This window comes from Pseudomonas sp. Pse79, assembly GCF_024519615.1.
Lineage (GTDB): Bacteria > Pseudomonadota > Gammaproteobacteria > Pseudomonadales > Pseudomonadaceae > Aquipseudomonas > Aquipseudomonas veronii.
Genome location: NZ_JALJRR010000011.1, coordinates 155409 through 166687 on the forward strand (window position 1 = coordinate 155409; position 11279 = coordinate 166687).

9 protein-coding genes are annotated in these 11279 nt (G+C 60.1%); 4 read left to right on the top strand and 5 right to left on the bottom strand.

What is annotated here, in order from left to right:
* Nucleotides 1–16: 16 nt before the first annotated feature.
* Complete coding sequence (locus NR164_RS16130; protein WP_256822968.1) at nt 17–1024, bottom strand: polysaccharide deacetylase family protein; 1008 nt, start codon at nt 1022–1024, stop codon at nt 17–19.
* A gap of 101 nt (nt 1025–1125) precedes the next feature.
* Here NR164_RS16130 and NR164_RS16135 point away from each other — a divergent pair, with 101 nt between their 5' ends.
* The 4 genes from NR164_RS16135 to NR164_RS16150 all read left to right on the top strand — a co-directional run bounded on the left by NR164_RS16135 (nt 1126) and on the right by NR164_RS16150 (nt 8075).
* Entirely contained in the window at nt 1126–2022 is an 897-nt protein-coding gene (locus NR164_RS16135) for a LysR family transcriptional regulator (protein ID WP_046383239.1), read from the top strand.
* A gap of 204 nt (nt 2023–2226) precedes the next feature.
* Complete coding sequence (mexE, locus tag NR164_RS16140; RefSeq protein ID WP_046383238.1) at nt 2227–3468, top strand: multidrug efflux RND transporter periplasmic adaptor subunit MexE; 1242 nt, start codon at nt 2227–2229, stop codon at nt 3466–3468.
* A 15-nt stretch (nt 3469–3483) separates the two neighbouring features.
* Nucleotides 3484–6663, top strand: coding sequence for an efflux RND transporter permease subunit (locus tag NR164_RS16145; protein ID WP_169865885.1), 3180 nt, complete (start codon nt 3484–3486; stop codon nt 6661–6663).
* Nucleotides 6660–8075 carry an efflux transporter outer membrane subunit gene (locus NR164_RS16150; RefSeq protein WP_017847282.1) on the top strand — a complete coding sequence of 472 codons (1416 nt, stop codon included), beginning with the start codon at nt 6660–6662 and terminating at the stop codon, nt 8073–8075. The genes NR164_RS16145 and NR164_RS16150 overlap by 4 nt, the downstream gene beginning before the upstream one ends.
* 86 nt (nt 8076–8161) lie before the next feature.
* On the opposite strand, the gene NR164_RS16155 is transcribed toward NR164_RS16150, so the two are convergent.
* The 4 genes from NR164_RS16155 to NR164_RS16170 all read right to left on the bottom strand — a co-directional run bounded on the left by NR164_RS16155 (nt 8162) and on the right by NR164_RS16170 (nt 11213).
* Nucleotides 8162–8551, bottom strand: a complete 390-nt coding sequence (locus NR164_RS16155; RefSeq protein WP_079443682.1) for a hypothetical protein — start codon at nt 8549–8551, stop codon at nt 8162–8164.
* Nucleotides 8541–9488 carry a hypothetical protein gene (locus NR164_RS16160; protein WP_256822969.1) on the bottom strand — a complete coding sequence of 316 codons (948 nt, stop codon included), beginning with the start codon at nt 9486–9488 and terminating at the stop codon, nt 8541–8543. The genes NR164_RS16155 and NR164_RS16160 overlap by 11 nt, the downstream gene beginning before the upstream one ends.
* A 410-nt stretch (nt 9489–9898) precedes the next feature.
* Nucleotides 9899–10276: a hypothetical protein gene (locus NR164_RS16165; RefSeq protein WP_017849623.1), complete on the bottom strand. Its 378-nt coding sequence runs from the start codon at nt 10274–10276 to the stop codon at nt 9899–9901.
* Nucleotides 10266–11213: a hypothetical protein gene (locus NR164_RS16170; protein WP_256822980.1), complete on the bottom strand. Its 948-nt coding sequence runs from the start codon at nt 11211–11213 to the stop codon at nt 10266–10268. The genes NR164_RS16165 and NR164_RS16170 overlap by 11 nt, the downstream gene beginning before the upstream one ends.
* Nucleotides 11214–11279: the final 66 nt, after the last annotated feature.

Sequence of the window (11279 nt, forward strand, 5' to 3'; positions counted from 1 at the left end):
TCCTTGGGTGATGGGCTCAGAGGGTCTCGTGTTCGCGCAGGCTAAGCGGGCTTTTAAGGGTGTACTGCGCGATAGCGTCCTTGCGCATGAAGGCCACGCCGGGGTGGCGGTTGGCATAGCGCAAAAACTCATCCCAGACCCGGACCATTTGCGGCGTACCGCTGATGCGGTCGTGGGCGCTGATCGACATCATGCGGCGCCGGCTGCCGGCCTCTTCGTACAACTGGTCGAAGTCCAGCTTCACCTGTTCCAGGAACTGCGACGGTGAGTAGTTGCGGCCTTCGATCAAGACGATGTCGTTGTTGCGCAAGGTGTACGGAACTACCACGAAATCCTGGCCGTTGACCTGCTCGATAAACGGCTCGTCGCGACTCACATCGTCGATGTGATAGACGTAGCCAAGCTCTTGCAGCAGCGCCAGGGTGTTGGGGCCACGGCGCAGCCAATTGCAGTTATAGCCGCTGACCGGCTGGCCGGTGACGTCCTGCACCATGCTCGCGGCCTGGCGCAGGAACGTGCGTTCTTCATCGCGGCTCATGGCAAATTGCGAACTCCAGCGCGGGCCATGGCCCGCCGCCTCGTGTCCGCGCGCGACGATTTCCCGGGCCAACTGCGGATGCCGCTTCACCGCATCGCCGATCATGTGGCTGGTGACCTTCACCCCATGCCGGTCCCAGAGGTCGAGCAGCCTGGGAATGCCTTCGCGGTAGCCATAGGCGAACCAGGTATTGGTGGCCGGGTCAGCGGGCACGCTGTCGGGGAAGTCCACCTTGGGAAACGGGCTGTCGGTGCCCTTCAGCGGTTGCCCACCGGCCTCGAACTGCATCGAGATCGAGACCACAAGCCGTGTGTCGCCGGGCCAGAAACCACCCTTGGCCTGGCGCGCAGCCGGTGCCGCCCCACTCTGCCCGGCCTGCGCCGCGCTCGCGTTGGCGCTGCCGAGCAGCGATCCGGCGGTCAACACCGCGGCGCCCGCGCCCGCCTGGGCCAGGAAGGTACGCCGTTGCAGGTTCACAAATGACATGACGGTAACTCCGTTGAATAAACACGGATGCAACGCTAGTCCTTTAGGTTTATTTTGATAATTGAGCTGAAATCAAAAATCACTTTCGGAAAAACCGAATAATGCTGCTGAAGAACCTTGAGCTGTTTTTGTTGATCGTCGAGAAAGGCGGGCTGTCTGCCGCCGGCAGGGAACTGGGCTTATCGCCGGCCTCGGTGTCGGAACGGCTGGCGCAGTTGGAGAGCTTTTACGGTGCCAGCCTACTCAAGCGCACCACCCGCGCGATCAACCTCACGGATGAAGGCCGCCTGCTGGTCGATGGCGCGCATCGCCTGTTGGCAGACGCCGACGAGTTGCACACCAGCATTCGCCTGGGCGCCGACACCCTTTGCGGGCCGATCCGCCTCAGCGCCCCGCAAGACTTCGGTCGCCAATACATCGAACCGATCCTTGCGCAGTTCATGCAGGAGCACCCGCAGGTCAGCATCGACCTGAACCTCAGCGATGGCTATGTCGACCCCGTCGGCCAGGGGATCGACTTCGCCGTGCGCTTCGGCGCGCTGGCCGACAGCACCCTGCATGCCCGTCTGATTGGCGAAAACCGCCGAGTGGTGTGTGCATCACCGCTGTACCTGGCGCGCCACGGCACCCCGCAACACCCCGAGGACCTCGCCGCGCACGAGTGCCTGGTGATGCGCTTCGGCGTCAATATTTCGCGGGAGTGGGCGTTCACGCAGCACGGGCAGACCCACCGGATCATGGTGCGTGGCCGCCGCGTGGCGAACGACGGCGCGCTGGTCCGCCAATGGTGCCTGGCCGGCCACGGAATTTGCTTGAAATCGGTGTGGGACGTGCGTGCCGATCTCGACGCCGGCCGCTTGGTCGAGGTGCTCGAGGATTACGACCTGGGCCGCACAGCGCTGAACATCGTCTACCCGCCCACGCGCATTCAGCCCAGACGGGTGAGAATGTTGATAGAACGCATCGTTGCGCAGCTGGCGAGCGACAGTGCCAGGTAGGCATTGCGGCGTTCCTTGCAGCGCGCGCAACATGCCTTTGTCATCAAGCATATTGATAGCTGCCTAATGAAACCCGCAGACTAGAGGGCTCACTCCGCGCTTATATCATTCCGAATGATAGTTATCTTTGCTTCATTCGATTCGTGACCTAGCAGCTCCCCGCGCATGATCCGCCCATCTCAAATACATTGGCGGATACACCTCATGGAACAGACACTCAAACACTTACGCTTGCCCCTGGCGATTCTGGCCGTGGCGGTGATGAGCGCGTGCGGCAAAACCCCGGAACAAGCGGCCGCCATGCCTCCTGCAAAAATCAGCGTGGCCAAGGTGCTTGAGCAACCGGTCAACGAGTGGGACGAATTCACCGGACGCCTGGAAGCACCGGAAACCGTGCAGATCCGTCCACGGGTGTCCGGCCAGATCGATCAGGTGGCCTTCACCGAAGGCGCCCTCGTGAAGAAAGGCGACCTGCTGTTCCAGATCGACCCACGCCCGTTCCAGGCCGAGGTGCGCCGCCTCGAAGCCCAACTGCAACAGACCAAAGCCGCCGCCACCCGCAGCGATAACGAAGCGCAACGGGGCGAACGCCTGCGTCAGAGCAACGCGATCTCCGCCGAACTGGCCGACTCGCGCACCACCGCCGCCCAGGAAGCCCGCGCCGCTGTCGCCGGCATCCAGGCGCAGTTGGACCTGGCCAAGCTGAACCTGAGCTTCACCCGCGTCATCGCGCCGATCAGCGGCCGTGTCAGCCGTGCCGAGATCACCGCTGGCAACCTGGTCACCGCCGACGTCACCGCGCTGACCAGCGTGGTCTCCACCGACAAGGTCTACGCCTACTTCGACGCCGATGAGCGCGTGTACCTCAAGTACACCGAACTCGCCCGCCAGGGTCGCCGTGGCGCGACCACCCCGGTGTACCTGGGCCTGTCGAATGAAACCGGCAACCCGCACCTGGGCCAGATGAACTTCGTCGACAACCAGGTCAACCCGGCCACCGGCACCATCCGTGGCCGCGCGGTATTCGATAACAGCAAAGGCGAATACACCCCTGGCTTGTACGCCCGCCTGAAACTGGTCGGCAGCGGCACTTACTCCGCCGTGCTGATCAACGATGAAGCGGTCGGCACCGACCTGGGCAAGAAGTTCGTGCTGGTGATGGAAGGCGACAAGCCGGCCTACCGCTCGGTGGAACTGGGGCCAAAGATCGAAGGTTTGCGCATCGTGCGCAGCGGCCTGAACAAGGACGACACCATTATCGTCAAGGGCCTGCAGCGTGTGCGCCCGGGCGCGCCGGTCGCCCCGGAAACCATCCCGATGGCCAGCAAGGAAACCCTCGCCGCCTTGGCCCAACAACGACAAGCGCTTGAAGCCAGCAACCTGGAGCAAGTGGCGCCGGAAAAAACCGCGCCCAAGCTCGCAGCCGTCGCGACTCCACGCGGTTAAGGGATACGACTCAAGATGAATTTTTCCAAGTTCTTCATTTCGCGGCCGATCTTCGCAGCGGTGCTCTCGCTGTTGATCCTGATCGCTGGCGCGATCTCGCTGTTCCAACTGCCGATCAGCGAATACCCGGAAGTGGTGCCGCCGACCGTGGTGGTGCGTGCCAACTTCCCTGGCGCCAACCCCAAAGTCATCGGCGAAACCGTCGCCGCGCCGCTGGAACAGGCGATCACCGGCGTCGAGAACATGCTGTACATGTCCTCGCAGTCGACCGCCGACGGCAAACTGACCCTGACCATCACCTTCGCCCTGGGCACCGACCTGGACAACGCGCAGGTGCAGGTGCAAAACCGTGTGACGCGCACGCAACCCAAGCTGCCCGAGGAAGTGACGCGCATCGGTATCACCGTGGACAAGGCCTCCCCCGACCTGACCATGGTGGTGCATTTGACCTCCCCGGATCAGCGTTACGACATGCTTTACCTGTCCAACTACGCCTTGCTCAACATCAAGGACGAGTTGGCGCGCCTGGGCGGCGTGGGTGATGTGCAGCTGTTCGGCATGGGCGACTATTCCCTGCGCGTCTGGCTGGACCCGAACAAGACCGCTTCGCGCAACCTGACCGCCACCGATGTGGTGACCGCGATTCGCGAGCAGAACCGTCAAGTGGCCGCCGGTGCGCTGGGTGCGCCGCCTGCACCGAATGCCACCAGCTTCCAGTTGTCGGTGAACACCCAGGGCCGCCTGGTCACGGAAGAAGAGTTCGAGAACATCATCATTCGCGCCGGCGATAACGGTGAAATCACGCGCCTCAAAGACATCGCGCGGGTCGAGCTGGGTTCGAGCCAATACGCCCTGCGTTCGTTGCTCAACAACCAGCCGGCCGTGGCGATCCCGATCTTCCAGCGCCCAGGCTCGAACGCGATCCAGATCTCCAACGAAGTGCGCGACAAAATGGCGGAGCTGAAGAAGAGCTTCCCCGAAGGCATGGACTTCAGCATCGTCTACGACCCGACCATCTTCGTGCGCGGCTCCATCGAGGCGGTGGTGCATACCCTGTTCGAAGCGCTGATCCTCGTGGTGCTGGTGGTGATCCTGTTCCTGCAGACCTGGCGCGCCTCGATCATTCCGTTGGTGGCGGTGCCGGTCTCGCTGATCGGTACGTTTGCGGTGATGCACCTGTTCGGCTTCTCGCTCAACGCACTGTCCTTGTTCGGCCTGGTACTCGCCATCGGCATCGTGGTGGATGACGCCATCGTGGTGGTGGAGAACGTCGAGCGCAACATCGAGCTGGGCCTGGAACCGTTCCAGGCGACTGAAAAGGCCATGAGCGAAGTGACCGGGCCGATCATCGCCACGGCACTGGTGCTGTGCGCCGTGTTCATTCCCGCAGCCTTCATCAGCGGCTTGACCGGGCAGTTCTACAAGCAGTTCGCCTTGACCATTGCGATTTCGACGGTGATCTCGGCCTTCAACTCGCTGACCTTGTCCCCTGCCCTGGCTGCCGTGTTGCTGCGCAGCCATGACGCGCCGAAGGATCGCTTCTCCAAGGTGCTCGACAAGCTGTTGGGGGGCTGGTTGTTCCGGCCGTTCAACCGCTTCTTCGAAAAAGCCAGCCATGGTTACGTCGGCACCGTGCGCCGGGTGATCCGCGGCAGCGGCATCGCGCTGTTCCTGTACGCTGGCCTGATGGTGCTGACGTGGTTCGGGTTTGCCCACACCCCGACCGGTTTCGTACCGGCCCAGGACAAGCAATACCTGGTGGCTTTCGCCCAATTGCCGGACGCCGCGAGCCTGGATCGCACCGAAGACGTGATCAAGCGCATGTCCGACATCGCCCTGAAACAGCCGGGCGTGGAAAGCGCCGTGGCCTTCCCGGGCCTGTCGATCAACGGGTTCACCAACAGCCCGAACAGCGGCATCGTGTTCGTGACCCTCAAACCGTTCGACGAGCGTAAAGACCCGAGCATGTCCGCCGGTGCGATTGCCGGCGCGCTGAACGGCAAGTACAGCGACATCCAGGAAGCCTACATGGCGATCTTCCCACCGCCGCCGGTACAGGGCCTGGGCACCATCGGCGGGTTCCGCCTGCAGATCGAAGACCGTGGCAACCTGGGTTACGAAGAGCTGTACAAAGAAGTGCAGAACGTCATCACCAAGAGCCGCACCACGCCGGAGCTGTTCGGCCTGTTCACCAGCTACACGGTCAACGTGCCCCAGGTCGATGCCGCCATCGACCGCGAAAAGGCCAAGACCCACGGCGTGGCGATCAGCGACATCTTCGACACCCTGCAGATCTACCTGGGTTCGTTGTATGCCAACGACTTCAACCGCTTCGGCCGCACCTACCAGGTCAACGTGCAGGCTGAACAGCAGTTCCGCCTGGATGAAGACCAGATCGGCCAGTTGAAAGTGCGCAACAACAAAGGCGAGATGATCCCGCTGGCGACCTTCATCAAGGTCAGCGACACCTCTGGCCCGGACCGCGTAATGCACTACAACGGCTTCATCACCGCGGAAATCAACGGCAACGCTGCACCGGGCTACAGCTCCGGCCAGGCGCAGGCCGCGATTGAAAAACTGCTGAAGGATGAACTGCCCAACGGCATGACCTACGAGTGGACCGACCTGACGTATCAGCAAATCCTCTCGGGCAACACCGCGCTGTTCGTGTTCCCGCTCTGTGTGCTGCTGGCGTTCCTGGTACTGGCCGCCCAATACGAAAGCTGGAGCCTGCCGCTGGCGGTGATCCTGATCGTACCGATGACGCTGCTGTCGGCCATCACCGGGGTGATCATCTCGGGCGGCGACAACAACATCTTCACCCAGATCGGCCTGATCGTGCTGGTGGGCCTGGCCTGTAAGAACGCGATTCTGATCGTCGAGTTCGCCAAGGATAAACAGCAGGAAGGCCTCGACCCGCTCGCCGCGGTGCTGGAAGCGTGCCGCCTGCGGCTGCGGCCGATCCTGATGACCTCGTTCGCCTTCATCATGGGTGTGGTGCCCCTGGTGCTGTCCAGCGGTGCCGGTGCCGAGATGCGGCATGCCATGGGCGTGGCGGTGTTCTCCGGGATGATCGGGGTGACCTTCTTCGGGCTGTTGCTGACACCAGTGTTCTACGTACTCATCCGTCGCTATGTGGAGCGCCAGGACGCGCGCAAAGCGGCCAAGGCCTTGAAGCTGGAGACACAGCAATGAGTGTGAAAGTCTTTCTGCCGAGCTTGCTGGTCCTGGCGCTGAGCGCCTGTGCCGTGGGCCCGGACTACACAACCCAGACCCCGGAGGCGGCCAATATCACGGCTGCCGCCGATGCCAAAAAATACGACCACGGGAAATTCGAAGGCATCTGGTGGCAGCAATTCGACGACCCGACTCTCAACCAGTTGGTGACCCAGTCGCTGAGCGGTAACCGCGACCTGCGTGTGGCGTTTGCCCGCCTGCGGGCCGCACGGGCGATCCGCGATGACGCCAGCAACGACGCGATGCCGACCATCACCAGCCGCGCCAGCAGTGACCTGGCCAAGGGGCAAATCCCTGGCCAGACCACCAAGCGCGTCAACAGCGAGCGTTATGACCTGGGCCTGGACATGGCCTGGGAGCTGGACCTGTTCGGCCGCATCCAGCGCAACCTGGAAGCCACCGACGCCGACCAGCAAGCGGCCGAAGCCGACCTGTACCAGCTGCAAGTCACGCTGATTGCCGAACTGGTGGACGCCTACGGTCAACTGCGCGGCGCGCAACTGCGTGAACGCATCGCCCTGGACAACCTGAAGAACCAACAGGAGTCGCGCACCATCACCGTCAGCCTGCGCGATGCCGGCGTGGGCGACCAACTCGACGTGGAACGTGCCGACGCGCGCCTCGCGGCGGTGGAAGCCAGCGTGCCGCAACTGCAGGCCGAACAAGTGCGCGAGCGCAACCGCATCGCCACCCTCCTCGGCCAGCGCCCCGACAAGCTGAGCGTGGACCTGAGCCCGAAAGACTTGCCGGCGATTGCCAAGGCGCTGCCGATCGGCGATCCAGGGCAACTGCTGCAACGGCGCCCGGACATTCTGAGTGCCGAACGCAAACTGGCATCCGCCACCGCGCGCATCGGCGTGGCCAAGGCCGACCTGTTCCCACGGGTCAGCCTCAGCGGCTTCCTCGGCTTCACCGCCGGGCGCGGTTCGCAGATCGGTTCATCCGCGGCGAATGCCTGGGCCCTCGGCCCGAGCATCACCTGGGCCGCGTTTGACCTGGGCAGCGTGCGCGCGCGCCTGCGCGGCGCCGATGCCGAGGCCGATGGCGCCCTGGCCAACTACGAGCAGCAAGTGTTGCTGGCGTTGGAAGAATCCGAGAACGCCTTCAGCGACTACGGCAAGCGTCAGCAACGCCTGGTCTCGCTGATCCGCCAAAGCGAATCCAGCCGCGCCGCCGCCGACCTCGCCGCGATCCGCTACCGCGAAGGCACCGTGGACTTCCTCGTGCTGCTCGACGCACAACGCGAACGCCTGGCCGCCGAAGACTCCCAGGCCCAGGCCGAGGTTGATCTGTATCGCGGGATTGTTGCGATCTACAAGGCGCTGGGTGGCGGTTGGCAGCCGGATACGGTGGTCGCTACGGCCAAGTGATGTAAAGAGCTCCTTTGGTTGGTCGCATCCAGCCAATTTTTAGCCCCGTGGTCCGTTTGGTCATGGGGCTTTTTTTTGTGTCGCAGTTACTGATGTAGCCACTTATACAAGATGTCAGCGGTGGCGCTCATTAGAAAAAGCACTCCAACAAGCAGGGTTCCCTGAAGCAATCGCTTGAGGTTACGAGGAAAGGCTTGTACCTGCTGCCAATCCACTGCACCTCGTTTTACGTTCCACTTTGGTAGAACAACCGCTGCGGTGACGGCAGATAGTCGAATCATTCTTCCTCGAATCGAATTACCCCAAACACGTTGATTGGGTGTGATAAGACTGCATTTGTTTAGAAGATATTCCATTTCGTCGAGTCTTCGATAAGCCAGGTATATCAAAACCACAAAGGCGATGAAGACCAAAAAAAACAGAGTCAAATCAAACCAGAGCTTCAGCGGATGATAAATAAAACAATCAATACTCATATAGTTTCTCTCCTAAATGCTCGCCCAGATCCCCTCCACGACTGCCCATGACAGCGCCTACGGTCCCGCCGCCGATCAACAAACAACTTAATGATAGCGGTCCTGTAGTGGGCCCCAACACAACGAAACATAACGTGGCCGCCGCATAGCCCCCCACTAAACCACCAGCAACCCCGCCTACTAACCTACTCGTTTCCACATACTTAGCCTTCGTACACTGCTCCTCCCTCCCCGTGGAACAGGCTTCCTTGATCTCCAGCCCAGTGGACGCAGCGCTCAAAGCAATCCCCAACGGCGTCCCAGCCTTGAGCACTTTCGCCACCCTGGAAATCCGCGCAATCCTCTCGGCATATCGACTGATCTCCCCAGTATGCAAATAACTCTTGGTGGAAATACCGAGCATTTTCTTGATCGAGCCTTCATTACGCAAACCCGTGCCGTAACGGGCAAACCCGCGCAGTTGTGCTTCCAGTTTTTTGAACAGGGTTTGGCGACGCGCCAAAAACTCCTCCCGCGCGGCGCCACCGCCTCGGCGCAACGCCTGTTTATGCAGGGCATCGATTTCTTCCAGGGTTTTGACGATCGCCTTCAAGTGGTGATTCCAAGCATCCCCCGCCGTACCGACCCCAAGCGAGGTGTAGCCCAGCAGTTTCTGCAGCAGGTCGTAGTTTTGCAAAGCAAAGGCGTCGCCCCCTTCGGCCATCACGCTATGGCGGATACGCCAGGCGGATTGCATCAGCAGATGCTCTTCCGGCTTGCACAACGCCGTGGAGTCATCACCGATGATGACCAACTGCCCCGGCAGCACCACAACGTTCCGGATATGGGTATTGAGCCTGTCGAACTTGGCTTCGGCGTGCTGGCTCAAGCGCAATCTTGCCTTGAGTTCAACTGAGGTTTGTTGCCAATCATTAATGAACGCATAGGGCTGAGACATTAAAAACCTCTCAGCCGCAGTGGGCGAAGGGAACCGGTTGATGTGAGCCTGTTGCTTGCCATGCATACATTCCTGATTGAATGAAGATGGCGTCGTAATCTAATTAACGGCTCAAGCGCTGTCGCGGATTTACCAGATAAATTCGCGCATCGTCGATCAACTTGGGAAATGGACTTCCCCTCGCCTACCAATAGCTGTCAGACACTTCCTAATAGCTATTCCAATGGAATAATTTCGTTAACCAATATGACTGCGGCAACGCAAATGACGCGAAACGTCACTAGTACCAGATAATGTAAAGAGTCTCTTTGGTTGGTCGCATCCAGCCAGTTTTTTACCCCGTACTCCATTCGATCACGGGGCTTTTTTGGCTCAGCAACTTAAGAAAAACATTCCTACTGAACACTAATTCATTTAGGCAACCAAAAAACGATGCCGTACATAAAGACAACGACGATGACGAAATAGATACCACGGAACAAGTTTTTCAGGCAGCGAGGAAATTCCTGGACTTGCTGCCAGTCAATGACACCACGTTTTAAGTTCCGCTTTGGCAGCAATACTGCTACTGCGACCGCGCCGAATCGCATCATTCTCCCTCGCGGTGAGTTGCCCCAAAACTGGGCGTGAAACACAACGAAACTGCATTTATTCAGAAGGCGCTCCATGTATTCCAAACGCCGATAGGCCAGAAAAACATAGATCAGCAAGGCAACGCCGAGTGAAATACACAACGCTATTTCAAACCAGAAAATGATATGAGAACTTAGGAAATCGTTAATATTCATAGAGCTTTTCACCCACTAATTCCCCACCCCTACTGCCAAGCGCGCCTCCTGCGACGCCGCCCGCCGCGCCACCGATTAATAGACAAGCCAGCGAACCTGGACCCGTTGTTGGTACCAGTACGGCAAGACACAAACTCGATCCAATCAACCCTCCGGCAGCGCCTAATGAAACGCCTCCTGCCAGCTTCCCCACCTCCACATACTTAGCCTTCGTACACTGCTCCTCCCTCCCCGTGGAACAGGCTTCCTTGATCTCCAGCCCAGTGGACGCAGCGCTCAAAGCAATCCCCAACGGCGTCCCTGCCTTGAGCACTTTCGCCACCCTGGAAATCCGCGCAATCCTCTCGGCATACCGGCTGATCTCTCCAGTATGCAAATAACTCTTGGTGGAAATACCGAGCATTTTCTTGATCGAGCCTTCATTACGCAAACCCGTGCCGTAACGGGCGAACCCGCGCAGTTGTGCCTCCAGTTTGGCGAACAGCGTTTGGCGACGCGCCAAAAACTCATCCCGCGCTACGCCACCGCCTCGGCGCAACGCCTGTTTATGCAGGGCATCGATTTCTTCCAGGGTTTTGACGATCGCCTTCAAGTGGCGATTCCAAGCATCCCCCGCCGTACCGACCCCAAGCGAGGTGTAGCCCAGCAGTTTCTGCAGCAGGTCGTAGTTTTGCAAAGCAAAGGCGTCGCCCCCTTCGGCCATCACGCTATGGCGGATACGCCAGGCGGATTGCATCAGCAGATGCTCTTCCGGCTTGCACAACACCGTGGAGTCATCACCGATGATGACCAACTGCCCCGGCAGCACCACAACGTTTCGAATATGGGTATTGAGCCTGTCGAACTTGGCTTCGGCGTGCTGGCTCAAGCGCAATCTTGCCTTGAGTTCAACTGAGGTTTGTTGCCAATCATTGATAAACGCATAGGGCTGAGACATTAAAAACCTCTCAGCCGCAGTGGGCGAAGGGAACCGGTTGATGTGAGCCTGTTGCTTGCCATGCAT